We start from the raw sequence: 24,405 nt of genomic DNA on the forward strand, positions 1-24,405 counted from the left end.
CGTGTCGGGGTCTGTCAGGATCCCGGGGCGTTTATCACCCTGAGGCAGTTTGCATTGAACACGGTCAGCACCCCCACCCCGCCGCTGTGGCGGCAATTGCAGGCCACCGCCGCGGCGCTGCTGGCGGTGCGGTCTGGGCGCTCGCTCACCGCCACGCTGGACAAGGTGGAGGCCTCCTTGCGCCCCGGTGTGCAGGCGCTGAGTTTCCAGGCCCTGCGCGGCCTGGGTCTGGCCGAGGCGGTGCGCCAGCAGCTGGCGCGCCGTGCGCCGCCGGCCGAGGCCGACGCCTTGTTGTGTGTGGTGCTGGCCCTGGCCTGTGCCGACGGGGACGACAGCGGCCGCCATTACGAGGCCTTCACGCTGGTGGACCAGGCGGTCGAGGCGGCCAAACGCGCACCGGCCACCCGGCCCCAGGCCAATTTCATCAATGCCTGTCTGCGGCGCTTTCTGCGGGAACGCGAGGCTTTGCTGGCCGCTGCCATCCGCGACCCGGTGGCGCTGTGGAACCACCCCCGCTGGTGGGTGGAGCAGCTGCAGCGCGACCACCCCCAGCACTGGCAGGCCATCCTGCAGGCCAACAACGGCCATGCCCCCATGGTGCTGCGGGCCAATGCACGCCGCCAGTCTCGCGCCGATTACCTGGCCCGGCTGGCCGAGGCGGGCCTCGTGGCTGCGCCGGCCGGCGAGACGGCCATCGTGCTGGCCAAGCCCAGCCCGGTGCAGGCGCTGCCCGGCTTCCACGAGGGCGGGGTGTCGGTGCAGGACGCAGCGGCGCAGATGGCCGCACCGCTGCTGCTGGACGGCGCGGCCATCCCCATCCGCCGGGTGCTGGACGCCTGCGCCGCGCCGGGCGGCAAGACCGCCCACCTGCTGGAGCTCAGCGACGCCCAGGTCACGGCGCTGGACCTGGACCCGCTGCGCTGCGAACGTATCCACCAGAACCTGTCGCGGCTGGGCCTGGCGGCCGAGGTCTTGTGTGCCGACGCCGCCCAGCCCGCCACCTGGTGGGACGGCCAGCCGTTTGACGCCATCCTGCTCGACGCGCCCTGCACCGCCTCGGGCATCGTGCGCCGCCACCCCGACGTGCGCTGGCTGCGCCGCCCCACCGACATCGCCCAGCTGGCCGCCATCCAGGCGGCGCTGCTGAACGCGCTGTGGCCCTTGCTGCGGCCGGGCGGGCGGCTGCTCTACGCCACCTGCTCGGTGTTCCGGGCCGAGGGCGATGGGCAGATCGAAACGTTTGTTGCACGCAACACCGACGCGCACTGGATGCCTTCGCCGGGTCATTTGCTGCCCCAGGCCACCCCGCAGTCACAGGTCTTCCCGGACAATGCCAGCAGTGACCACGATGGCTTTTATTACGCGTTGCTGGAGAAGCGCCTGCCTTGATGGGCTGGTGTGGGTCTGGTGCGTGGCCTGGGGTCTGGGGCTGTGCGTGGCCCCGTTGCCAGCCCGGGCCCAGGCCAACGGCAGCGAGGTCACGCAGCTGCAGGTGGTGCGGGCCAGCGACGGGGTCTACCTGTCGGCCACCTGGGGTTTTGAGCTGCCTTTTGCGGTGGAAGATGCCTTGTCCAAGGGCATTGCGATGTACTTCGTCACCGAGGCCGAGCTGTTGCGCGACCGCTGGTACTGGACCGACAAGCGGGTGGCCCGGGCGGTGCGCACCGTGCGGCTGTCGTTTCAACCCCTCACTCGCCGCTGGCGGGTCCAGGTCTCGGGCGGTGGCCAGGGCGGCAGCGGCCCCGAACTGACGCTGGGCCAGAACTTCGACACCCTGACCGAAGCCCTGTCGGCGGTGCAGCGCATCTCACGCTGGAAGGTGGCCGAGGCCAACGAAGTGGACGCCGGCGCCAAACACAGCCTGAGCCTGAGTTTCCGTCTCGACACCGGCCGCCTGCCGCGGCCTTTCCAGATCGGGGCCGTGGGACAAAGCGACTGGACCCTGGTGGCCAAGCGCAGCCAGCCGCTGGTGCTGGAGGTGGAGCGGTGATGCCGTCCCCCGCCCGCCCGGCCTGAATCCCATGGCCAGCAACCCCACCCAGCCACCGGTGGTGGGCCTCGTGGCGTCGTCCCGGGGGCTGCGCTGGGGCCTGCTGGTGGGTTCTGCCGCCATGGTGGCGATCGGCCTGGTGCTGTTGTTCCTGCTGACCCAGGCCACCAACAACCAGGGCTTTTACGAACGCTATTACGCGCGGCTGTTCTGGGTCAACGTCGCGGTGGCCGCGATGCTGCTCGGGGTGATTGGCTGGATCGCCTGGCGCTTGCTGTGGCGGCTGCGTCGCGGTCGTTTCGGCAGCCGGCTGCTGATCAAGCTGGCCGCCATCTTTGCACTGGTGGGCTTGCTGCCCGGCATGCTGATTTACGTGGTGTCCTACCAGTTCGTCTCGCGCTCCATCGAGAGCTGGTTTGATGTGCGGGTCGAGGGGGCGCTGGACGCCGGCCTCAACCTCGGCCGCGTCACGCTGGACACGCTGGCCGCCGACCTGGCCAACAAGACCCGCGCCGCTGGCGAGCAACTGACCGGCAAGCCCGACGCGGTGGTGGGCATCACGCTGGCCCGCCTGCGCGACCAGCTGGTGGCCAATGACGTCACGCTGTGGAGCAGCAGCGGGGTGTTGATTGCCAGCGCCGGCGCCTCGCGTTTCCAGGTCAACCCGGAGCGGCCGTCACCCCAGCAACTGCGGCTGGCCCGCACCCAGCGCACGGTGACCCAGATCGAGGGCCTGGACGATGTGCAGGGCACACCGGCGGCCAAGTTGCAGGCCCGCATCAAGGCCCTGGCCCTGGTGCCCACCACCAGCCTGGGCCTGCTCGGTGAAAGCCGCTTTCTGCAGGTCACGCAAGACCTGCCGGCCAACCTGGTGGCCAATGCGGTGGCGGTCACCGAGGCCAACCGCGAGTACCAGGAGCGCGCGCTGGGCCGCGACGGCCTGCGCCGCATGTACATCGGCACCCTCACACTGAGCCTGTTTTTGTCGGTGTTCGGCGCGGTGCTGCTGGCCGTGCTGCTGGGCAACCAGCTGGCCCGGCCGCTGCTGCTGCTGGCCGACGGCGTGCGCAGTGTGGCCGCTGGCGACCTGACGCCCAAGGCGGTGGTGCAGAGCAAGGACGAACTCGGTGGCCTGACCCGCTCGTTCGCCAACATGACCCAGCAGCTGGCCGACGCCCGGGCCGAGGTGCAGCGCGGCCTGGCCCAGGTGAATGCCTCGCGGGCCAACCTGCAGACCATCCTGGACAACCTGACCGCTGGCGTCATCGTGCTCGATGCCCAGGGCACGGTGCTCAGCAGCAACCCCGGCGCCACCCGCATCTTGCGCGCGCCCATGGCCGCCTTTGAAGGCCAGCCCCTCGACCGGGTGCCCGGGCTGGAGGGTTTTGCCCAGGAGGTGCAAAAGCAGTTTGACCTGTTTCTCAACGAGAGCAAGTTGCATGGCCTGGACCATTGGCAGCAGTCCTTCGAGGTCAACGCCGCCAAGCCCGAATTGCCCACCGACACCCTCACGCTGATCGCCCGCGGCGCCGAGATGCCTGGCGGTGACCGGCTGCTGGTGTTCGACGACATCTCCGAGGTGGTGTCGGCCCAGCGGGCCCAGGCCTGGGGCGAGGTCGCGCGGCGCCTGGCGCATGAGATCAAGAACCCGCTGACACCCATCCAGCTGTCGGCCGAGCGGCTGGCCATGAAGCTCGATGGCAAGCTGGGCCCGGCCGACAACACCATCCTGACGAAGTCGGTCAAGACCATCGTCGACCAGGTCGACGCGATGAAGCGGCTGGTCAACGAGTTCCGCGACTACGCCCGCCTGCCCGCCGCCGAACTCAAGCCGCTGCAGCTGAACCAGCTGGTGGCCGACGTGCTGCAGCTCTACGGTCACGACGCCAGCCACGGCCCCATCCAGACCCAGCTCGACCCGGCCTGCCCGCCCATCCTGGGCGACGCCCACCAGCTGCGCCAGGTGCTGCACAACCTGCTGCAAAACGCGCAGGACGCCGCCGAAGGGCGCGAAGCCGAGGTGGTGGTTCAAACCCGCTGGATCGCGGCTTCGGGCCGGGTGCGCCTGAGCGTGCGCGACAACGGCCCCGGCTTTCCCGAGCACATTTTGAAGCGGGCCTTCGAGCCCTATGTGACCACCAAAACCAAGGGCACCGGCCTGGGTTTGGCGGTGGTGAAAAAGATCGCCGACGAGCACCGCGCCCGGGTCGACATCAGCAACCGCGACCCTTCGGCCACGCCGCCCGGCGCCGAGGTGTCGATATCCTTTATAGTTGCGATTTGACAACACTCGGGATGGGCCTGCCCAGCCCCTTCCGGCAAGCATGGCGACCACGGCGCATTGAGAGCAAAGGCAACATCCGAACATGGCAAACATACTGGTGGTGGACGACGAGCCAGGCATTCGCGAGTTGCTCTCCGAAATTCTCAATGACGAGGGCCACAACATCGAGCTGGCCGAAAACGCCAGTCAGGCCCGTGCGTCCCGCGCACTGGCGCGGCCCGACCTGGTGCTGCTCGACATCTGGATGCCCGACACCGACGGCGTGACGCTGCTCAAGGAATGGTCGGCCAGCGGCGCGCTGACCATGCCGGTGATCATGATGAGCGGCCACGCCACCATCGACACCGCGGTCGAAGCCACCCGCATCGGCGCCCAGGCCTTTCTGGAAAAACCCATCACGCTGCAGAAGTTGCTGAAGGCGGTGGAGCAGGGCCTGAGCAAAGACGCCCACCGCAAGCCCGGCAGCCCGGCGCCGCTGGTGGCGGCCGAGGTCGGACTGGTGCCTTCGCTGGCGGGCGGCGGACAGCCCATGCCTGCGCTGAAAAACAGCGCCCCCCAGTCCACCCAGAGCTTTGAACTTGACCAGCCGCTGCGCGAGGCACGCGACGAGTTCGAAAAGTCCTATTTCGAGTTCCACCTGGCCAAGGAAGGCGGCTCCATGACCCGGGTGGCCGAAAAGACCGGCCTGGAACGCACCCACCTGTACCGCAAACTCAAGCAGCTGGGCGTGGACCTGTCGCGCGGAAAGCGCAGCCTGGCCTGAGAACCGCGCTCTGAGCCTGCTATAATTTCATCTTTCTGGCCCGGTAGCTCAGTTGGTAGAGCAGCGGATTGAAAATCCGCGTGTCGTTGGTTCGATTCCGACCCAGGCCACCAGTATTTATGCGCCCCAGCGCCCGTTCAGGGTTCTGGGGCGTTTCTACATTTGGCGCCGTACTTCTACAATTTTTGGATGGATGCGGACGAATTCCCTTGGTTACCTCGTTGCAAGCCGGCGACTGCATTGTCTGTAATCGAGGAATACAGGGTCTGTGGAGAGTGGATTCGTTCGGAACGTTTTGCGCAGCAACTAGCGGCTAATGGCTCAGGGGCGCAAATGCTCTGGTCGCCCTTGTTCGATTGGTATGGCTCACGGGAGGACTTGTTGACGCTGCTTGTACAGCGGCAGTTCTTGTGCCTTGAGGCCTTCGTTTGCGGCGCCGTGCGTCGCCGCTTGATCTTCGGCGAGCGTGTTTCTGAGGAGCTTTACCGCAAGCATCGCCAGTACGCAGATGATCCGTTTGCGATCCCACTGTCTCGCGGAGACGACACTGGAACAGTGGCACGCTTGTTCCATCACTTGCCTCGGTTACTTCATCCGGAACTCACGCTCAAGTCGGATGCAGACTACTGGAAGAAGCTCAAGGCCGTCTACCGAGCTGTGCGCAATCCGATCATGCATGGCGAAAAACTTAACGTCAGCAGTCCTTCGGCGGTCTTCCCAGTCCTTGAAGTGCTTGATGAGGTGTTTTTATGGATTGAGCAATGGGATATTCCGCTGCCAGCTATTCCAAGAGAGTTGGTCATGAAGGACCGTAACGGTGGGATTACTTTCCGTATTGCACTGAATACTGGAGCGCCTCGCAAGCCAGAATCGGACAGTTAGCGCAATGGTTTCACAACCTCCCCACGGCGCATGCGCACATAGTGCTCCGTCATGTCCCGGTTTTTATGCGCTAGCAATTTTTGCGAATGAGCCAAGTCGCCCGTATCGGTAGCGGCTTTCGCTCGAATATCTCGAAACTGAAAACTCACCCCAGCCAGCTTCCTAGCCTTGTCGAATCGCGACCGAAGAGCCAGCTCTGACAGCGGTTGCCCGTTCTCATCCTGAAGCAAAAAAGGACTGATAGCCCGCCGCGGACGTTCACTGATCCTGGCAATCACCGCTGCCAGTTCGCCGGTCACCTCAATGCCGATCCTTGCGCCAGTCTTGTTTTGTGTGACCCACAAGGCGCCCTCGCGAATATCTACGCATCGAATCTTCAGCACGTCAGCTGGACGCTGACCTGTGAGTAGAGCAAGGTCCATCGCATCAACGACAGTCGGATGGGCGACCGCGCGAACCCGAGAAAACTCCTCATCGGTCACGTATTTGGTACGGCCCGTTTCTTTGAAGCCCTTCACACCCTGGCATGGATTGGGCGCAGCCGTGTAGCCCCATTCACGAGCCTTATTGAAAATGTGCGAGAAAAGTGCCTTTTCACGATTGGCTCGAACCTTGGCATCTTGCCCGCGAATGTCCATGTACTCCCGAACGTGCATGGGAGCTATCGCGTCAATTGGCATGTCACGAAATACCTTGAGCAGGTTTACCAACTCCTTGTCGTTGTCGTTCCGTGTGCGAACCGCCTTGAGCGGATAGACCTCCCGAACATAGCGTTGCGCCACCACAGAAAACAGCTTGGTCGAATCGTCCTCTCTGACGCTCTCGCGCTGTGCCCACATGCGAAGGGCTTCAGCCCGATCTGTTGAAAGCTTGGTCCAGATACGGGGTGTGGTGCTGCTGACGTGGTACCAAGTTTTACCCTTGCGATGTAGTCGCGGAGGATCGTCGAAGTTGGATTGGCGTCTGCGTCCCATCAGGCGGCCCTCAGTGCTGCGAAATTGGGCTGTTTGATTGACGGTTGATCGTCATGACCACAGCCGAGCATCTTCTCGGCATATCGACGTGCGATGACCGGCTTGCGGTTGCCGTTCAACTCGAAGCGCCAGCCCTTGGTCCGCAGCCAGTCAACTTGGCGCATGGGCGTCTTGAAACCTGTCAGGGTCTCGACTTCATCCGGCGCCAGGAACAGCGGGAGCAGCGCGGTAGGTTCCATTATTCAATTCCCGAAGAACGTTTAAGAGTTGAATAGGGTCCGTCTGCCCAGCGCTTAGGAAGCGCGCCATTGGGATACAGGCACATGCCGGAAGGTCGAATAACTCGCGTGTACATGGGCTCAAGAATTTCTCCCGTGATGCGCACCACACGACGACCGGCGACCGTTCGAAGCTCCCCGACACCGAATCGTTGCTTGCACCAGCTGGGGAGATTGATCCAGGAACAAATGCCCCGGCCCTCCTGGTTGAGTCCGCCGTAGCCATGGATGCGCGCTCCCTTCGGAAATGCTTGTATGGGTCCAATCTTGGATAGGTACTTCATCAGATAGCCCACTGGGTTCTTGGCAATCACGCGCTGGGTCATGCCATGCGGCCACCAGCCTTGCTTGTCGAACTTAGGGAGTTGGATGCTCTTGGGTAGCCACACCGCCAGGTGGTAGTGCATGGCCCCGCGTTTCTGGAGTTCAGCAACCCACACGTAGCGGAAGCCGACCGAACGCTTCTTGCACCACTTGCGGACGGCCTTCAGGCATCTGGACAGGTGGTTAGGACGCCAGTCGTGGACACCAACGTAGGTGAGCGTCACGAACCAGACGTTTTCTCTGAAACCTCGGGGAGTTGCAAGGCGCTGGAGGTTTGCGCAGGCCCAAAGGGTTCGCCTTAGCCTGCCGATGCGCCGCTTTTGGACAGACTCGGAATCGAAAGAGATTTCGATGTGGTCTGGGCCACTTGTTTTAGATGGGACAAGCCCAGCGGCCTGCGGCCGCCCGGGGCTCGCGAGCGATGCCTCCGGGTTAGCCGAAGGCCGCCGAGGCAATGCTTCACATGGAAGTGGTGAGGGGACTTGCATGCCCCGCACTATAGCGGAGACACCAAGTCCCTGCAAGGGGCTTTGTTTACCCCTTATTCAAACTGCTTACGACTGTCTCGGTCGATGCTTTTGTCTTCACCCGAGACCAGCTTCCAGAAGTTCGAGACGTTCTTGGAAATCTTATAGGCCAAAGAGCGATCTGAGTGTGGACCTTCCTCCTGGAACTCTTCTCGGACGGTGATGCCGAGAATCTCCTCATACTTGCGGATGGTGCGCTTGCTGTGGATCAGGACCAACACCTTCCAGCCTACGTAATGCCCAAGGAAGTACATCCCGATGGCCGCTTCCATGTCATCGAATGAGCCGTTGAAGTTCTGAATGGCGTTGTGGATGACCTCGTAGGCCCGCTCAGGGATCTCTGGCCTCTGGTGAGCTGGATCAGGTTTCTTGCTTGGCATGCCGGAAGCATAGCAGCGCGAGGGGACTTTAAAAACCCTCTTTGTGTGGTGCCGAGTTGCCCACCGCGGCTCCCGGTACGTCGCAGGCGCCGTCCGCCGCCGTGGACAACTCTCCGCAGTTCGAGCGTAACCGCCGACAAGGAAAAGCCCGATGGCGAGAACAGGAGGACATCGAAAATGGCTCCAGTACCAAATTAGCCGGTATCGAGGCTGGCCTCGACTTTTTGCTTCTGAGCTGGATACCAACTTGCGCTCTCGCTTTAAGGCGTGGCGAAATTAATAGACACAGTGTCGTTGACTTTGGAGAGGTCCCTTGCCAGCTATCGAAGATAGAGTTGACGGTACTGAAGTGCGCCACAACTGGATCACTCCGGTGACTTTCATTCAAAAGACTTAGGGTTTTTTTTGATCAAATATTCAAGTGCCGTTGCGCCATCGACGTTCGTTTTGCTTTGGTTGACCTTGCAGTAGTCATCCATAAACGCAATCAATTTGTCCGGTGATGCATTCTTAAGTAAATCACTCCCATCAAGCCTGGAGTTGAGTAGTGCTGTAGCCGACATAAATCCAAGCACCCAGTTGCCCATAACTGCTCTTGCTTGAAGATCTGATGCATGTTTGCTCCATTCGCCGCAGGAGCGCGCTCCTACCGCTGTAAAGCTTGCCGCAGAGGACGTCATGCCCACTGATAAAAATATGATTGCCAAAATGCACTGCACTATTTTTGAGTTCATTTGCATGGGGTGTGGATAGTAGATAAACGGACTAGTCGCAACACATAGGAAACTCTCTGCGCCAACGTTTGGATGGGTAACCTTAGATCCTGGCTTGCGATAGCTGTCAGTTCCTTCGCCAGCCTTTTATGTGGCCGTTGGCGCTTCATATCGTCCGAACGTCAACCTGTCAAAACATTTAGATGAGCGCCAGCCGAACTCATCGATACAAAAGCCGTCTACAAAACGGCAGCTCAATGAGAATCTTCCAATGTAGTCAAAGGTACAGTTAGCACAGCTTTGTAGAAGGGTACGTCCTTAGCTTATTGATAGTACAGGGTTTACCCGTGGATTGAAAATCCGCGTGTCGTTGGTTCGATTCCGACCCAGGCCACCAGATTCAAGCCCGTCCTTGCACGGCACCCCAAGCCCCTCAGTCCGCGACGACTCTGGGGCTTTTTTCATGGCCGCACAGCCCTAGAACGGCAGCTTGCCGGTCAGCATGTCCCACCACAGCCGCCAATCGCCGATGAAGCTCCAACCCGGGTACTTGAAGGTGGCAGGCCGGTTGTGCTCGAAGAAGAAATGCCCCACCCAGGCGAAGGCATAGCCCTGCACCAGGGCCGCCAGCACCAGCCAGCCTGTCAGTGTGAACAGGGCGGTGATCAGCAGCACCAGGGCGATGCTGGTGCCGGTGAAATGCAGCCGGCGCGAGGTGCGGTTGGCGTGTTCGCTCAGGTAGAAGGGGTAGAACTCGCGAAAGCTGCGGTAGGTCGGGGTGTCGGTCACGGCGGGCTCCGGTGTGGGGCTTGGCGGCCCCCAGGCATGCCATGCTGACCGACGCCAACCCGTCGTGCAAGGGGCGCCTGTCGCCCGGGCGCGCCGACCCGGTGTTCAGCGCGGCGCCGGATCGGCCTCGACCCCGGGGGGCAGCAAGCCTTGCTCGATGGCGTAGCGCGTGAGCTGCGCGGCGTTGTCCACCGCCAGCTTGCGGTAGATCTGGGTCTGGTGGTTGTAAACCGTTTTCGGACTCAGGTGGAAATCCTCGGCCAGCTGTTTGGCCGAGGCGCCCTGGGCCAGCTGCAGGAAGATCACCAACTCGCGCTGGCTCAGCTGCAAATGGGGTGCGGGGGGCGGCGCCATGTCGGCCATTTCCGCGGGCAGGTGGCGCTGGCCGCGGGCCACCTGCTGGATGGCCAGGCTCAGCTCCTCCGGGGCGCTGCGTTTGGACACATAACCCGTGGCGCCCAGGTCCAGCACCTGACGGATCAGCGCCGGCGTGTCGTGCATGGAGAACACCAGCACCGCGAGCGTCGGCGAGCGGGCTTGCAAACGCCGCAAGGTGTCCAACCCGCCACGGCCTGGCATCGACAGGTCGAGGACCAGCACGTCGGCCTCATGCTGGCAAAACCACTCGTAGGTTTCCTCGCCCGAGCCACACTCGGCCACCACCTCGATGTCTTTCTCCAGCGACAGCAGGCGCCGGTAGCCGGTGCGCACCACGGGATGGTCATCGGCGATCACAACCCGAATCGTCATGGGGCAAAGGTCCTGTGTCAGTGGGTGGGTGGGGCAAGCGTTGCCGCATTGTCGCGGCTCGATCGGGGTCCGGGGCTGCTGTCTAACCCCGGGCGTGCACGCTCCCCTCTGTCGGCCTTTTCCGCGCAGCGAAGCGGGGCCCCGTCCTGGCCTGCGCCGGCCGGGAGCGGTGGCATCCGCGCTCTAACCGCTGTGGAAGCTGCAGGAATCGGGCGCTGAGCTGCTTTACCAGCTGGCGCGCTTCAACCCCTTCGCCCACGCGGTGGAAGCCATCCGCTTTGGGCTCTACGGCCAGATGGAATGGCCGTCCACCGGCATCACCGGCCTGTGTGCGCTGGCCATCTTTGGGTTTGCGCTGTGGGGCTATGAGCCGCAGCGCGGCCTGGTGGGCCAAACCGGTGGCAAAGGAGGGTGTTCAGCGCTGGCCGGGCTGGCTGGCGGCGGCCAGGTGCTTGGCGCGCTGGCTCATGTGGCCGCGGTGTAGGCCCTGGATGCTGGGCACCAGCCACACCAGCAGCGAGGCCCCCAGGGCACTCAAACCGACCGGGCTGTCGACCACCCGCCGGATCGCCTGCTGCACTGCCTCCGGGTTGACCTGTTCGACGAAACGGGCCAGCTCGTAAATCTGCTCGCTCGAATAGCGGCCGATCTCGTCGGCCGACAGGCTGGCGGCCGACACACCGCGGCGCGTCAACAGCTGCGCAAAGGCCCCGGAGGCCACCGCGGCCAGCCCCAGACAACCGAGGGGTTGAACCAGGCACTGCAGCATGCGGCTGCGCAACGGGGCACCCACCACACCGTACAAACGGGCGATCAGGCGGGCCATGGGGGAGGGGGTGGGGAGCACCGCGGCGGGGCTGGCGGCCAACGCCAGCAGCGGGTCGACGGCCCCTTCGTCTTCAAATTCGTCGAGCATGTCGTCATCTCCTTGGGGGTGCGATCTCCTGGCCGAGTCGCGGTCTGTCACTGTGCACCTTTCGGCCACCGATGTGAAGAGGGCAATGAGTCAGAACGTAACAGTGGCCGCTTTGACAGCGGCTTGATTTCCAGCGCGTCCTGGGCTAGGTTCTGCAGCCAGGAGGCAAGATGTCTGTCATGCAAAAGTTCATGGTGTCGGTGCTGCTGTTCGCCATGGTCACGCTGGCCGGCGCGGCCGAGCTGACGGTGGCGTCTCCGCTGGCCGTCAAGGAGGCGGTCTCCGAGATCGCGGCCTCTTTCGAGCGCCAGTCCGGGCACCGCGTGCACTGGGTCTGGAGCGGGTCGGAGGCCCTCGCCAGGCGGGTCGCCGAGGGCGAGGTCTTCGACGTGGTGATCAACACCCGCGAGGGCCTGGCGCGGCTGGCCGCCGCCGGCAAAATCGCGGCGGCGGCCAGCGCCGATTTCGCGACCTCGGGCATCGGTGTCGCGGCGCGGTCGGACCGGCCGCCACCGGCGGTGTCCACGGTGGCGGGCTTGACAGCGGCCTTGCTGGGGGCGTCGTCGATCGCCATTTCTTCGGGGCCCAGCGGGCGTTACCTGGAGGCCTTGTTTCGGCGTTTGGGGGTGGCTGAGGCGATTGCTCCCAAGCTCAGACAGCCGCCGTCAGGCACGCAGATCGGGCAGATGCTGGCGCGGGGCGAGGTCGAGCTGGGTTTTCAACAGGTCACCGAGCTGGTCCATGCCGAAGGCATTGCCTACCTGGGCCCTTTGCCAGCCGAGCTGCAGCACCTCACCACCTGGTCCGCCGGCGTGCATGCCGGCGCGCCACAAGCGGGTGCTGCGGACGCCTTCGTCCGCGCCTTGACCGTCCCCGAGGCCAGGGCTCCGATCCAACGCGCCGGCATGGCGGCGATGTGAGGCTTGGCCGCACCGGGCTCACTCGCTGGCAATGTCATGCTCACGCACAAACTGCCGCCAGGTCTCGGTGGCCTTGAGTGTGGCTTGCTGCAGCTGGTCGGGTGTTCCGCCCAGGGCCTGGGCGCCTTGTTGCTGCAAGGCGGCGCGGAGCGCGGGGGTTTGCAGCAGCTGGGACACATCACGGGCAATCTTGTGGGTCACCTCGCGCGGGGTGTGCGCTGGGGCAAACAGGCCGTTCCATGACGGCAGGGCCTGGGCGGAAAAACCCAGCTCTGCCAGGGTGGGCACCTCGGGCAGCAGCGGGCTGCGTTGCGGCATCAGCGTCGCCAGCACCTTCAGTTTGCCCGCCTTGGCATGGGCCTGGCCGCTGGAGAGGGGCCCGGCATTGAGCTGCACCACGCCGGACATCAGGTCGGGCATCAATTGGGCGCCGCCCTTGTAGGGCACGCGGGTGGCCTCGATGCCGGTGGCCTTGAGCACCTGTACACCCGCCATGTATTCACCCAGTGTGCCGGTGGCGTAGTTGAGCTGGCCCGGGTGCTTTTTGCTGTAAGCCACCAACTCGCCCAGCGAACTCACCGGCAGGTCCTTGTTGGCAAACAGGGCATAGCCAAAATTCAGCACCGGGACCACCGGGGCCAGCTCGCCCAGGTCCTTGAACGGGGCATTGGCCTGCAGCAAAGGCAGGCCAGCCAGCGAAGACTGCGCCCACAGCAGCGTGTAACCATCGGCTGCCGCACCCACCACCGCCTGGGCCGCAATGGCGCCGCTGGCCCCCGGTTTGTTGTCCACCACTACCTGCTGGCCCCACAGCGGCGCCAGGGCCTGGGCCACCAGCCTGGCGGCGTTGTCCGACGGGCCGCCGGCCGGTGTCGGCACCACGATGCGCACCACGCGGCTGGGGTATTTGTCCAGGCTTTGGGCGGTGGCGTGATGAGGGTCTGTGGCCAGCACAGCCATGGCTGACAGCAGCAGCACCGACCTGAATGTCATGGAAGTCTCCCGGATGGATTGCAATGGGTTGAACCGACTATAGAAGGCCGCCATTGCGGAGGCCATATGCCTTGGGCAACAATCCGCATGAACCAAAAGTTAACCCTGGAGCGGCTGGCCATGGACAAACTGCGCGCCATTCAGTACTTCATCGCGGCGGTTGAGGAGGGCAGTCTGGCCGGTGCGGCCAGGCGCCTGGAGGTCAGCGTGCCAGCGGTGCAAAAACTGCTTGGCGCGCTGGAGCGCTCACTCGGGGCCCCGCTGCTGGAGCGCCATCCGCGAGGCGTGCGTTTGGCTGCCGGCGGTGCCGAGTACCTGGACTGCTGCCGTCCGATGCTGAACCAGTTGCTGGCGGTGGAAGACTCGCTGAAGCGGGCCCGCAGCCGGCCCAGTGGCACCTTGGTGGTGGCGGCCCACGAGCAACTGCTGCACCACATCGTGATACCAGCCCTGCCGGTGTTCCGAGCCAAGTACCCGGAGATCCAGCTTGACCTCCGAACGGTGCATCGCCTGGGCGACCCGGATGCCCAGGCTGCCGAGGTGGTGCTGTTGCACGGCTGGCCCGAGGGCACCCAGGACTGGGTGCACCGTCGGCTGGGCATGACCCGCAGCCTGATTGCCGCCGCCCCGGACTACTGGGCCACCCATGGCATTCCCGCCGACCCCCAGGACCTGGTCAGCCACGACTGCCTGACCATGCGCAACCCGGTGGGCATCGTGATCGACCTGTGGGAGTTCGCGCGCGGCCCGGAGCAGCGCTCGGTGCGGGTCAACGGCTGGCTGCTGAGCAACGCCCGCGAGGTGATCATGAATGCCGTGCTGCGTGGCGAGGGCGTGGGCCGGTTCACCGAGCTCACCACCCGCGCCCACCTGCAGACCGGCCGCCTGGTGCCGGTGCTCAGGGACTGGGAGGTGCTCGGCGGGCCGCCCACCAATGTGCTCTACCGGGGCAGCGCCCGGCGCAACCCACGCGCCCGCCTGTTCATTGATTTCGTCGGTCAGTTGCTGGCGCAGTGCGGCTTGGAGGCCGAGCTGTCCACCCGGCCGCCCTCGCTGGAGGTGCCCGCCTGGCACCGCCGCGGTTACGGGCGCGCCTCGGCCACCGTGCGCTTTGGGGGCGCGGGCTGAGGGCCCTGAGGCCCCGCCCTGACCGCGGCGGCGTTTTTCATGAGGGCGCCAAGCGTGAAATTTCTCACACTCTGAGGTGAATTGGGCAAGAAATCCCCGCCTTCTTGAGCCATTCGACGCTCAGACCCGCCTTATTGTTTGAACCTGGGTAGGCGGTCTGTGGAGACAGCGCGCCCGACATCAGGGCAGCGAGACATGATCTCTCCGGCTTCACAGGCCAACACCCCCGGTGATGCACCGTCTTTCGGACGGCGCCGCGCCGACCAGCATCCCAAGCCCGGCATCCGGCGCTGGATGCTGCTTGTGTGCCTGGGCCTGATGATCCCCATCCTCGGCCTGTCGGCGTTTGAAATCATCCAAATCCACGAGGTCCGCCGGGCGTCCATCGAAATGGAACTGGCCCAGCGTTCGGAAGCCGGGGCCCTGGCCGTCAGCACCCGGCTGCACACCGGCCTGGGTTACCTCGAATCGCTGGCCACCTCGGATGCGGCCCGGCGCGGCAACCTGCAGGAGCTCTACGAGCATGCCGAGCGGGTGGCCAAGAAAATGCCAGGCCTGACCGGCATCGGCCTGATGGCCGCCGACCGAACCATGGTCTTCATGACCTCCAAACCTTTTGGCACGGTGTTGGCCAAGCCCCCCAGCAGCCGCATGACGGAGACCATCTTCATCACCGGCAGGCCAGCCGTCTCCGGCGTCTTTGTCGGCCCCTACACCGGCAAGAACGTGGTGGCGCTGGGGGTGCCGGTGGTGGCCGCCGATGGTACGTTGGCCCATTGTTTGTTCATGGTGCTGACCTCCGACTCGCTCAGCACGCTGTTGAAGCAGCAAAAGTTGCCCGAATCCTGGCGCGTCGCCATCGTCGACCAAAACCTCAACCTGGTGGCCCGCAACGCGGGCGCCGAGCAGTACGTGGGTACGCCGGTGGCGCCAGCAATGCACGAATTTCTGGCCGCCCGCAAGACCGGGCAGGTGCCCATCGTCACCAAGGAAGGCCTGCCTTCGGTGGCCTACGCCGAGCGAATTCCCGATTTTGCATGGACGCTGGCGATAGGGGTGCCGGAGGAGAACATTGCCGCCCCGTTGGGCAGCTTGCTGAGCATGCTGGGCCTGGTGAGCCTGCTGGTGTTTGCCGCCACCCTGCTGATCGTGGTGGCCACCGGCCGCTACCTGGAGGCCTGGATTGCCCGGGTGGTGGAGGCGGTGGACCGGATCGCCAACGGCGATGAGGCCCAGGTGCCGCCCATCCACATCCGTGAGCTTGACGACATGGCCCACTCGCTGGTGGAGGCCCACCACAAGAAGCGCCGTGTCGGCGACCAGCTCAGCCGCACCCAGCACCAGAACCGGCACCTGACGCGGGAGCGCGACGAGGCCCTGGTGGACAAGCTCACCGGGCTGGTGGGGCGCAAGGCCTTTTTCCAGCAGGTGGACGCGCTGCGGGTCGAGGCGCTGGCACAAAACCACCTGACCATAGGCTTGATGTTCATTGACGTCGACGGGCTGAAGGCGGTCAACGACCGGCAGGGCCACCGTGCCGGCGATGCCTTGCTGGCCCGCGTCGGGATGATCCTGAACACCGTGTCGGGGGGGCGCCATGTGGCGGGGCGCTGGGGCGGGGATGAATTCGTGCTGGCGGTGTTGGACCATGAGATCGGCATGCCGCAGACCCTGGCCTTGACCCAGGACCGCATCCTGGCGCTGATGGCCCAGGCCGAGGAGTTGCCCTCGGCCTCGGTGGGCTGGGCGGTGTGGGACGCCGCGGTACCTGACATCGACGCCCTGATTCAGCGGGCCGACACCCGGATGTACGCGGTCAAGGCCAGGCGCAAGCAGGCCCTGCCCGAACCGCGTTTCATCGCCATGCCGGCCCAGCAGATCTGGCCTGGTCCCACCAACCCCGACTTCAACGGCATGCTGCCGGCGCCGCCGTCACCCGGCCCCGACCTGCGTTGGCGCGGCCAGGCCCGGACATATGCACGGAAATCCGCGGCAAGCACCGGCACCGTGGCCGGCACTTGATCCACCTCAAGGCCAGCCCAGATGGCCGCTCCCATGATTCGCGGCACACGCCACCACGGCGGATCGGCCAGCCGGGTCATCGGTGGATGGCGCCCATGGAGGTGCAACGTGAACAGCCCCACCCAGAACCCGGCGTCGGAGCAGCGCAGGCCCGGTCAGCCGCCATTGGTGTTGCGGGAGTTGCCGCCCGACCAGGTGGTCAAGGGCGTCTGGACAGAAACCGGCTTCCTGGCCGACGAGGTCACGCCCTATGGTCAGATGCGCGAAACCTGTCCCCAGTGTGGTTTGCCGTTGCAGCTGGTCTTGCGCCACCAGAACGTGCTGCGCACCCATTTGTACTGCAGCAGCTGCACCCGGTGTTTTGACGCCTGCTTCCCCACCGGCCGGTCGGCGCTGGCGCTGGACAGCCTGCCCATCTACTGAGCCGCGTCAAGGGGCCGGCAGCACCAGGTCCCACAACATCATCAGCACGGCCAGTGCCATGACCACCGCGCCGCCCCAGCCAAACCAGGTGGTTTTGAGGCCAGAGGTGAAGCGCCCCATCACCGACTTTTTGCTCGCTAGAAGCATCAACCCCACCATGATGGGCACGGCCACCACGCCGTTGATCACCGCACTCCAGTAGAGTGCCCGGATCGGGTCGATGGACGTGAAGTCCAGCCCGGTGCCCACCACGGTGGCAATGGTGATGATGGCGTAAAAGCGCTTGGCCTCGAACCAGTGCCGCTCCAGGCCTTCCGGCCAGGCAAAGGCCTCGGCGACCGCGTAGGCGGCCGACGAGGCCAGCACCGGCACGGCCAGCAGGCCGGTGGCGATGACCCCGCCGGCAAACAGCGCAAAGGCAAAGTCGCCAGCCAGCGGCCGCAAAGCCTGGGCCGCCTGGGCGGCCGAGGTGATGTCGCGGATGCCGGCGGCGTACAACACCACCGCGCCCAGCACCATGATGAAAAAGGCGACGGCGTTGGAGAACACCATGCCGGTCACGGTGTCGCGCTTGACGCGTTGCAGGTCTTGCCGGATCTCGGCCTCGCCCTGGTGGCCGGGGCCCTTCAGCCGCAGTTCCTCCACCTCCTGCGAGGCCTGCCAGAAGAACAAATAGGGTGAGATGGTGGTGCCCAGCAGCGCCACCACCATCATCCAATAGCTCGACGTCCATTGCAGCTGGGGCAGCACCAGGTCATGCAGCACCTGCAGCCAGGGCACCTGCACCATGAACACCGCGACCACATAGGCAAACAGAAACAGCGTCAGCCATTTCAGGAGGGGCGCCAGCTTGCGATAGGGCACAAACACCTGCAGCAGCACGGTGAGCACGCCAATCGCCACCGCGTGCATGCGCATGCTGCCGCCCACCACCAGCCGCATCGACTCGCCCATGGCGGCGATGTCGGCCGCGATGTTGATGGTGTTGGCCACTACCAGCAAGGCCACGATGGCCACCAGAAACGGCCTGGGCGTGTGCTCGCGCAGGTTGGCGGCCAGCCCCTTGCCGGTGACGCGGCCGATGCGGGCGCTGACCAGCTGGATGGCAATCATGAAGGGCAGGGACAGAAACACCGTCCACACCAGGCCGGTGCCGAACTGGGCGCCGGCCTGGGTGTAGGTGGCGATGCCAGACGGGTCGTCGTCGGCCGCCCCGGTGACCACCCCCGGTCCGACATGGCGGAGAAAGGCGGGCAGGCGTTTGAACATGGCTGACAGGCTAGCACGGCCATGGACGGCCCACCGTGCTTGTGCTTTAATCTACCAAACATTTGTTAGGTAACCAACCGCCATGCCCGCCACCACCCCGCTGCACGAGAAATTTCCCTACTTCACGCCCGAGCACGAGATGCTGCGCGAAACCATTCGCCGCTTTGTCGACGATCGGGTGTTGCCCCACGCCGAGGCCTGGGAAGACCAGGGCATGGTGCCGCGCGAGGTGCTGCGTGAGATGGGCGCTTTAGGCCTGCTGGGCATCCGCTTCGAGGCGGCCTATGGCGGCAGCGAGCTGGACACGTTGTCCACCGTGGTCTATGGCGAGGAGCTGGGCCGCTCGACCTTTGGCGGCTTTGCCATCACCGCGCTGGTCCACACCGACATGGCCGCGCCCCACCTGCACCACGCCGGCACGGCCGAGCAAAAGCAGCGCCTGATGCCCGACATCGTGGCGGGCCAGCGCATCGCCGTGGTGGCCATGACCGAACCCGACGCCGGCTCCGACCTGGCCTCCATGCGCACCACCGCCCGCCGCGACGGCGAGCACTGGGTGCTGAACGGCGCCAAGACCTACATCACCAACGGCGTGCACGGCGACATCTATTTCGTGGCCGCCAAAACCGGTGAGCCCGGCCGCAACCACCAGATCTCGATGTTCATCGTCGAGAAGGGCGCGCCGGGCTTCAGCGTGGCCCGGCCACTGAAGAAGCACGGCTGGCTGTCCAGCGACACCGCCGAGCTGGCCTTCGACAACTGCCGCATTCCGCTGGCCAACCTGCTGGGCGAAGAGCACAAGGGCTTTTACGCGCTGATGAAGAACTTGCAGAACGAGCGCATCGTGTTGGCCGCCCAGGCCATGGGCGAGGCCAGTAAGGCCATCGAGCTGACCATGGACTGGGTCACCCAGCGCAAGGCCTTCAACGCCACGCTGTGGGACAAACAGGCCATCCGCCACCGCCTGGCCATGCTGAGCGCGCGGGTCGAGGCGGCCAAGGCCTTGATCTACAACACCGCCTGGCGCGACGCCCAAGGCCACCAGGTGGTGGCCGAGGCCTCGATGCTGAAGGCGCTGTGCGGCGAGCTGGTCAACGAGGTGATGTACGACTGCCTGCAGTTCCATGGCGGCATGGGCTACATGCGCGAGTCGGCCATCGAGCGCATGGCGCGCGACGCCCGCATCCAGTCCATCGGCGGCGGCGCCACCGAGGTGATGCTGGACGAAATTGCCAAGCGCATGCGCTGAAGGAGACGCCGGTGCCCGCCGTCAAATCTGCGCCGCCGGCGCTCGCCAAGGCCAGCATCGCTGTGGTGGCCAGTGCCGACTCGCGCCAGCTGATCCTGGACACCGCCGCCCGGCTGTTCCGCCACGAGGGCTATGCGGCCACCACGCTGCGGGCCATTGCCAGCCAGTGTGGCATGCAGGCCGGCAGCATCTACTACCACTTTGCGTCCAAGGACGCCATCGTGGCTGAGGTCTTGCACATCGGTGTGCAGCGGGTCTTCGACGCGGTGAAGGCAGCGGTGGAGGCCTTGCCGCCCGACGCCAGCCTGTCGGCCACGCTCAGCTGCGCCATCGAGGCCCATTTCCGCGGCCTGTTGCATGCCCATGATTTCACCTCGGCCAACATCCGCATCCTGGGCCAGGTGCCCGAGCATGTGCGCGACGGCCACCGCGACCTGCGCCGGCGCTACGAGCGCTACTGGCGTGACCTGCTGGGCACGCTGCAGCAGCGCGGCGCCATCCGCCAGGGCCCGGACCTGCAGCGCACGGTGTTCTACCTGTTCGGCGCGATGAACTGGGCCACCGAGTGGTACGACGAACGCCGGTCCGGCCTGCCGGTGGTGGCCAGCGAGCTGGCCGACCTGATTGCCCACGGCCTGCAGCCCCAGCCCGCCGCTGCACCCTGAACCCTTTTTGTGTGCGGCCCTGCGCCGCCCCCCGAGAAAGCCCCCGCGATGACCCCGGTCTCCACCCTCAACCCCCGCAGCGACGCTTACCGGCGCAACACCGAGGCCTACCAAGCCATGGTGGCCACCTTGCGCGCGCGCATGGCCTGGGCCGTGCGCGGCGGCGGCGACAAGCTGATGCAGCGCCACATTGCGCGCGGCAAGCTGCCGGTGCGCGAACGCATCGACCTGCTGCTCGACGTCGGCTCGCCGTTTCTGGAAATTGCGCCGCTGGCCGGCTGGGGGCTGTACAACAACGAGGTGCCGTCGGCCGGCGCGGTGGCCGGCATCGGTCTGGTTGAAGGCCAGCACTGCATGGTGATCGCCAACGATGCCACGGTGAAGGGCGGCAGCTTCTTCAAGGAAACCGTGCGCAAGCATGTGCGGGCGCAGGAAATCGCGCAGCAGAATCGCCTGCCCTGCCTCTACCTGGTGGACTGCGGCGGCGCCTATTTGCCGCAGCAGGACGAGGTGTTTCCCGACTGGGGCCATTTCGGCACCACCTTCTACAACCAGTGCCGAATGAGCGCCGAGGGCCTGCCGCAGCTGTCTGCGGTGTTCGGTGGCTGCACGGCCGGCGGCGCCTACATCCCGGCGCTGTCGGACGAGGCCATCATTGTGGAAGGCACGGGCCGCATCCACCTGGGCGGCCCGCCCATCGTCAAGGCTGCCATCAACGAGGTGGTGGACGGCGAAACCCTGGGCGGCGCCGGCATGCACACCCGCGTGTCCGGCGTCACCGACTACCTGGCCGCCGACGAGCGCCAGGCCCTGGCCAAGCTGCGCCAGATCGTGCGCCACCTCAACATGCCGCGCCCCCATGCCGGCCCGGCGCGTGAGGTGGTGCCGCCGCGCTTCAGCGCCGACGAGATTCCCGGCATCGTCGGTGCCGACCTGAAACAGCCCTACGACGTGCGCGAGGTGCTGATGCGTTTGGTGGACGACAGCGCGCTGCAGGAGTTCAAGCCCGAGTACGGCGCCACCCTGGTCTGTGCCATGGCCCACCTGCATGGCCACCCGGTGGGCATCCTCGCCAACAACGGTGTGCTGTTTTCCGAGTCGTCGGTCAAGGGCGCGCACTTCATCGAGCTGTGCAACCAGCGCGGCATTCCGCTGCTGTTCTTGCAGAACATCACTGGCTTCATGGTCGGCACCGAGGCCGAGCGCGGCGGCATCGCCAAGCACTCGGCCAAGCTGGTCTACGCCATGGCCACCGCCCGGGTGCCGCGCCTCACCGTGCTGATTGGCGGCTCTTACGGCGCCGGCAACTACGGCATGTGTGGCCGTGGTTTTGCGCCCAGCTTTTTGTTCGCCTGGCCCAACTCGCGCATCGCCACCATGAGCCCTGAGGTTGCCACCACGGTGCTGACCGAGCTGCGCAAGGGCTCGTTGAAAGGCGGGGGCGCCGACGACGAGCTGGCCGCGCTGGCCCGCGAAACCACCGAGCAGTTCACCCGCCAGAGTGACCCCTACTACGCCACCGCCCGGCTGTGGGACGACGGCATCATCGAACCGGCCCAGACCCGCGACGTGCTGGGCCTGTGCCTGCAGCTGCTGGCCCAGGGCCAACCCCGGGCCACCGGCCCTTCCCCTGTGTTCAGGATGTGACGCGATGTTCAAAAGAATCCTGATTGCAAACAGAGGCGAAATCGCCTGCCGCGTCATCCGCACCTGCCGCCGGCTGGGCATCGAGACGGTGGCGGTGTACTCCGAGGCCGACGCCGGCGCCCGCCATGTGGCCGAGGCCGACTATGCGGTGGCCATCGGCGGCGCCAGCGCCAGCGAGTCGTATTTGCGGGCCGATCACATCATTGCTGCGGCGCTGTCCAGCGGCGCCCAGGCCATCCACCCCGGCTACGGTTTTCTGTCGGAGAAGCTGGAGCTGATCGACGCCTGCGTCGCCCATGGCCTGGCTTTTGTCGGCCCCAACCGCCAAGCCATCGCCGCCATGGGCTCCAAGATCGAGAGCAAACGCATGGCCCGCGCCGCCGGTGTGGTTTGTGTGCCCGGCTACGACGAAGACGACCAGTCGCCCACCCGGTTGCACGCCGAGGCCTTGCGCATCGGCTTCCCGCTGCTGATCAAGGCCAGCGCCGGTGGCGGTGGCAAAGGCATGCGCCGCGTCAATGCGGCCGACGAGTTCGACGCGCTGCTGACCCTGGCCCGCAAGGAGGCCCTGGCGGCCTTTGGCGACGAGCGGGTGCTGCTGGAAAAATACATCGTCAACCCGCGCCACCTGGAGGTGCAGCTGGTGGGCGACCGCCACGGTGGGCTGGTGCATTTGTTCGAGCGCGAATGCTCGATCCAGCGCCGCTTTCAGAAGGTGATTGAAGAGGCCCCGGCCAACCACCTGCCCACGGCGGTGGCCGCGAAGCTGTACGAGGCCGCGCTGCGCATGGGCTGCGTCATGGCCTACGACAACGCCGGCACGGTGGAGTTTGTGCTGGACGCCGACGCGGGCGACACACCTTACTTTCTGGAGGTCAACACCCGGCTGCAGGTCGAGCACCCGGTGACCGAGCTGACCACCGGCATCGACCTGGTGGAATGGCAGTTGCGGGTGGCCGCGGGCGAGCCGCTGCCGCTGGCGCAGGACGCGATTCAGCGCAGCGGCTGGGCCATCGAATGCCGGCTCAACGCCGAAGAGCCGGAACATGATTTCCGCGCCAGCTTGGGGCCGCTGATGGGCTATGCCGAGCCGACGCAACAGCCCGGGGTGCGCATCGACAGCGGCCTGCACGCCGGCAGCGAGGTCACGCCTTACTACGACTCCATGCTGGCCAAGGTGATCGGTTTCGGCGCCAGCCGGGCCGAGGCCAAGGCCCGGGTGCAGGCCGGTGTGGCCGGGCTGCGCATCGAGGGGGTGCGCACCAACGCCGCGCTGCTGCTGCAAATCCTGCAGCACCCGGGTTTCGACGCGGTGCTGACCACCCGCTTTCTGGACACCCATTTCACCGACGGCCCGGTGACCGATGCCGCGCAGCAGCAGGCCCACCGCCTGGCGGTGGCCGCGCTGTGGGCCGCCCGCCAGCCGCTGGCCGCGCCGGTGTGGGGCGCGCTGCGCAGCTTTCGCCTCACGGCTCCCGTGGGTCGCGGCGCGGCGCTGGGCCTGCAGCTGCACGACGTGTCGGCCCAGGCCCGCGAGGCGGTGGCTTTGATGTTGAGCGACGGCCGCTGCTGGGCCACCGACCAGCCGGCGCTGCAGGCTTGGGTGGTGGGCGACGCCAGCGATGGCTGGGTGGCGGTGTCGAACGCCAGCGGTGCCCGCACCGACGTCCATGTGGTCGCCGCTGGCGGCCGCTGGTTCAGCTGGGCCGCCGGCCAGAGCCGGGTCTGGGAGGTCGAGCATGACCTGGCCCACAGCCTGAAGGCGCGCAGCGCCCAAAGCCAGGGCAACCAGCTGTCGGCCGCGCTGCCGGGCCGGATTTCCGAGCTGGTGGTGCGGGCCGGCGACCGGGTGCAGGCCGGTGACGCGGTGCTGACGCTGGAGGCCATGAAGCTCTACCACCAGCTCTGTGCGCCGGTGTCGGGCACCGTGCGCGGCCTGCATGTGGGCCTGGGCGACATCGTGGCCCAGGGCCAGCTGTTGATCGACATCGAGCCCGCCACCGAGAATGTGGCCGAGGCCTGAAACACAACAAGGAGGACGACATGGCCGGTTTGTACTTTGAGGAATTCCAGGCGGGCCAGGTGTTCAAACACCCCTGGGGCCGCACCATCACCGAGTCGGACAACACGCTGTTTTCCTGCCTCACGCTGAACGTGCAGCCGCTGCACATCGACCACGACTTCGCCTCGCGCACCGAGTTCGGCAAGCCCCTGGTCAACAGCCTGTTCACGCTGGGCCTGATGATCGGCATGACAGTCAACGACACCACGCTGGGCACCACCATCGCCAACCTGGGCATGACCGACGTGCGCTTTCCCAAGCCGCTGTTCCACGGCGACACCATCCACATCACCACCACCGTGCGCTCGCTGCGCGAGAGCGCATCGCGGCCCACCGCCGGCATCGTGGAGTTCGAGCATGTGGCGCACAACCAGCACCAGCAGGTGGTGGCCATTTGTGTGCGCCAGGCGCTGATGCACAAGCGCATCGCCCACGCCCCGGCGCAGGCGGCCTGAGG

Annotated in this window: 24 protein-coding genes and 1 tRNA gene; 15 read left to right on the forward strand and 10 right to left on the reverse strand. The window is 65.6% G+C overall.

From position 1 onward, the window contains the following. Window positions 1-54: 54 nt before the first annotated feature. From rsmB to AC4BAR_RS00080, 6 genes are all read left to right on the forward strand, one after another. A complete protein-coding gene (rsmB, locus tag AC4BAR_RS00055; protein ID WP_490625783.1) occupies window positions 55-1,389 on the forward strand; it encodes a 16S rRNA (cytosine(967)-C(5))-methyltransferase RsmB in 1,335 nt (444 codons plus the stop codon). A 46-nt stretch (window positions 1,390-1,435) separates the two neighbouring features. Continuing rightward, window positions 1,436-1,990 carry a DUF4390 domain-containing protein gene (locus tag AC4BAR_RS00060; RefSeq protein ID WP_490625784.1) on the forward strand — a complete coding sequence of 185 codons (555 nt, stop codon included), beginning with the start codon at window positions 1,436-1,438 and terminating at the stop codon, window positions 1,988-1,990. Between the two features lie 31 nt (window positions 1,991-2,021). Then, window positions 2,022-4,274 (forward strand): sensor histidine kinase, encoded by a 2,253-nt coding sequence (locus AC4BAR_RS00065; protein WP_490625785.1) that lies wholly within the window; start codon window positions 2,022-2,024, stop codon window positions 4,272-4,274. A gap of 82 nt (window positions 4,275-4,356) precedes the next feature. Next, on the forward strand, window positions 4,357-5,037 hold the full coding sequence (locus tag AC4BAR_RS00070) for a response regulator (RefSeq protein ID WP_490625786.1): 681 nt from the start codon (window positions 4,357-4,359) through the stop codon (window positions 5,035-5,037). Between the two features lie 37 nt (window positions 5,038-5,074). After that, window positions 5,075-5,150, forward strand: a tRNA-Phe gene (locus AC4BAR_RS00075). A gap of 76 nt (window positions 5,151-5,226) precedes the next feature. Further along, window positions 5,227-5,919 (forward strand): hypothetical protein, encoded by a 693-nt coding sequence (locus tag AC4BAR_RS00080; protein WP_490625787.1) that lies wholly within the window; start codon window positions 5,227-5,229, stop codon window positions 5,917-5,919. Here the strand turns inward: AC4BAR_RS00080 and AC4BAR_RS00085 are convergent. The 8 genes from AC4BAR_RS00085 to AC4BAR_RS00120 all read right to left on the reverse strand — a co-directional run bounded on the left by AC4BAR_RS00085 (window position 5,916) and on the right by AC4BAR_RS00120 (window position 11,570). Next, on the reverse strand, window positions 5,916-6,893 hold the full coding sequence (locus AC4BAR_RS00085) for a tyrosine-type recombinase/integrase (protein WP_490625788.1): 978 nt from the start codon (window positions 6,891-6,893) through the stop codon (window positions 5,916-5,918). The two genes, AC4BAR_RS00080 and AC4BAR_RS00085, sit on opposite strands and share 4 nt — an antisense overlap. Then, on the reverse strand, window positions 6,893-7,132 hold the full coding sequence (locus tag AC4BAR_RS00090; RefSeq protein ID WP_490625789.1) for a DUF4224 domain-containing protein: 240 nt from the start codon (window positions 7,130-7,132) through the stop codon (window positions 6,893-6,895). The genes AC4BAR_RS00085 and AC4BAR_RS00090 overlap by 1 nt, the downstream gene beginning before the upstream one ends. Beyond that, entirely contained in the window at window positions 7,132-7,719 is a 588-nt protein-coding gene (locus AC4BAR_RS00095) for a rolling circle replication-associated protein (RefSeq protein WP_490625790.1), read from the reverse strand. The genes AC4BAR_RS00090 and AC4BAR_RS00095 overlap by 1 nt, the downstream gene beginning before the upstream one ends. 317 nt (window positions 7,720-8,036) lie before the next feature. Then, a complete protein-coding gene (locus AC4BAR_RS00100; protein WP_490625791.1) occupies window positions 8,037-8,402 on the reverse strand; it encodes a hypothetical protein in 366 nt (121 codons plus the stop codon). A 380-nt stretch (window positions 8,403-8,782) separates the two neighbouring features. Then, a complete protein-coding gene (locus tag AC4BAR_RS00105) occupies window positions 8,783-9,142 on the reverse strand; it encodes a hypothetical protein (protein ID WP_490625792.1) in 360 nt (119 codons plus the stop codon). Window positions 9,143-9,592: 450 nt separating this feature from the next. After that, on the reverse strand, window positions 9,593-9,904 hold the full coding sequence (locus tag AC4BAR_RS00110) for an Mpo1-like protein (RefSeq protein ID WP_490625793.1): 312 nt from the start codon (window positions 9,902-9,904) through the stop codon (window positions 9,593-9,595). A gap of 105 nt (window positions 9,905-10,009) precedes the next feature. After that, window positions 10,010-10,654, reverse strand: a complete 645-nt coding sequence (locus AC4BAR_RS00115; RefSeq protein ID WP_490625794.1) for a response regulator — start codon at window positions 10,652-10,654, stop codon at window positions 10,010-10,012. A gap of 415 nt (window positions 10,655-11,069) precedes the next feature. Further along, entirely contained in the window at window positions 11,070-11,570 is a 501-nt protein-coding gene (locus AC4BAR_RS00120) for a hypothetical protein (protein ID WP_490625795.1), read from the reverse strand. A gap of 170 nt (window positions 11,571-11,740) precedes the next feature. Between AC4BAR_RS00120 and AC4BAR_RS00125 the strand changes: the two genes are divergently transcribed. Then, entirely contained in the window at window positions 11,741-12,490 is a 750-nt protein-coding gene (locus tag AC4BAR_RS00125; RefSeq protein ID WP_490625796.1) for a molybdate ABC transporter substrate-binding protein, read from the forward strand. Between the two features lie 18 nt (window positions 12,491-12,508). Here AC4BAR_RS00125 and AC4BAR_RS00130 read toward each other — a convergent pair whose 3' ends face one another. After that, the gene (locus tag AC4BAR_RS00130) at window positions 12,509-13,483 is read right to left on the reverse strand and encodes a Bug family tripartite tricarboxylate transporter substrate binding protein (RefSeq protein WP_490625797.1); all 975 of its coding nucleotides are present in this window, start codon (window positions 13,481-13,483) and stop codon (window positions 12,509-12,511) included. Between the two features lie 87 nt (window positions 13,484-13,570). On the opposite strand from AC4BAR_RS00130, the gene AC4BAR_RS00135 reads away from it, so the two are divergent. The 3 genes from AC4BAR_RS00135 (at window position 13,571) to AC4BAR_RS00145 (ending at window position 17,056) form a co-directional block, all read left to right on the forward strand. After that, the gene (locus AC4BAR_RS00135; RefSeq protein WP_490625798.1) at window positions 13,571-14,611 is read left to right on the forward strand and encodes a LysR family transcriptional regulator; all 1,041 of its coding nucleotides are present in this window, start codon (window positions 13,571-13,573) and stop codon (window positions 14,609-14,611) included. Between the two features lie 195 nt (window positions 14,612-14,806). Further along, on the forward strand, window positions 14,807-16,633 hold the full coding sequence (locus AC4BAR_RS00140; protein ID WP_490625799.1) for a diguanylate cyclase domain-containing protein: 1,827 nt from the start codon (window positions 14,807-14,809) through the stop codon (window positions 16,631-16,633). A gap of 108 nt (window positions 16,634-16,741) precedes the next feature. After that, window positions 16,742-17,056, forward strand: coding sequence for a hypothetical protein (locus tag AC4BAR_RS00145; protein WP_490625800.1), 315 nt, complete (start codon window positions 16,742-16,744; stop codon window positions 17,054-17,056). Window positions 17,057-17,062: 6 nt separating this feature from the next. On the opposite strand, the gene AC4BAR_RS00150 is transcribed toward AC4BAR_RS00145, so the two are convergent. Then, window positions 17,063-18,325: an NRAMP family divalent metal transporter gene (locus AC4BAR_RS00150; RefSeq protein ID WP_490625801.1), complete on the reverse strand. Its 1,263-nt coding sequence runs from the start codon at window positions 18,323-18,325 to the stop codon at window positions 17,063-17,065. Window positions 18,326-18,407: 82 nt separating this feature from the next. Here AC4BAR_RS00150 and AC4BAR_RS00155 point away from each other — a divergent pair, with 82 nt between their 5' ends. From AC4BAR_RS00155 to AC4BAR_RS00175, 5 genes are read left to right on the forward strand one after another with little or no spacing between them, the layout of a single operon-like run. Next, window positions 18,408-19,574: an acyl-CoA dehydrogenase family protein gene (locus tag AC4BAR_RS00155; protein ID WP_490625802.1), complete on the forward strand. Its 1,167-nt coding sequence runs from the start codon at window positions 18,408-18,410 to the stop codon at window positions 19,572-19,574. Between the two features lie 11 nt (window positions 19,575-19,585). Further along, window positions 19,586-20,239 (forward strand): TetR/AcrR family transcriptional regulator, encoded by a 654-nt coding sequence (locus AC4BAR_RS00160; protein ID WP_490625803.1) that lies wholly within the window; start codon window positions 19,586-19,588, stop codon window positions 20,237-20,239. A 48-nt stretch (window positions 20,240-20,287) separates the two neighbouring features. Further along, complete coding sequence (locus AC4BAR_RS00165) at window positions 20,288-21,886, forward strand: acyl-CoA carboxylase subunit beta (protein WP_490625804.1); 1,599 nt, start codon at window positions 20,288-20,290, stop codon at window positions 21,884-21,886. Between the two features lie 4 nt (window positions 21,887-21,890). Next, window positions 21,891-23,909, forward strand: a complete 2,019-nt coding sequence (locus AC4BAR_RS00170) for an acetyl/propionyl/methylcrotonyl-CoA carboxylase subunit alpha (RefSeq protein ID WP_490625805.1) — start codon at window positions 21,891-21,893, stop codon at window positions 23,907-23,909. 20 nt (window positions 23,910-23,929) lie between these two features. Further along, window positions 23,930-24,403, forward strand: coding sequence for a MaoC family dehydratase (locus AC4BAR_RS00175; protein ID WP_490625806.1), 474 nt, complete (start codon window positions 23,930-23,932; stop codon window positions 24,401-24,403). Window positions 24,404-24,405 lie beyond the last annotated feature (2 nt).

Source organism: Rhodoferax sp. SPJ4 (assembly GCF_058216275.1).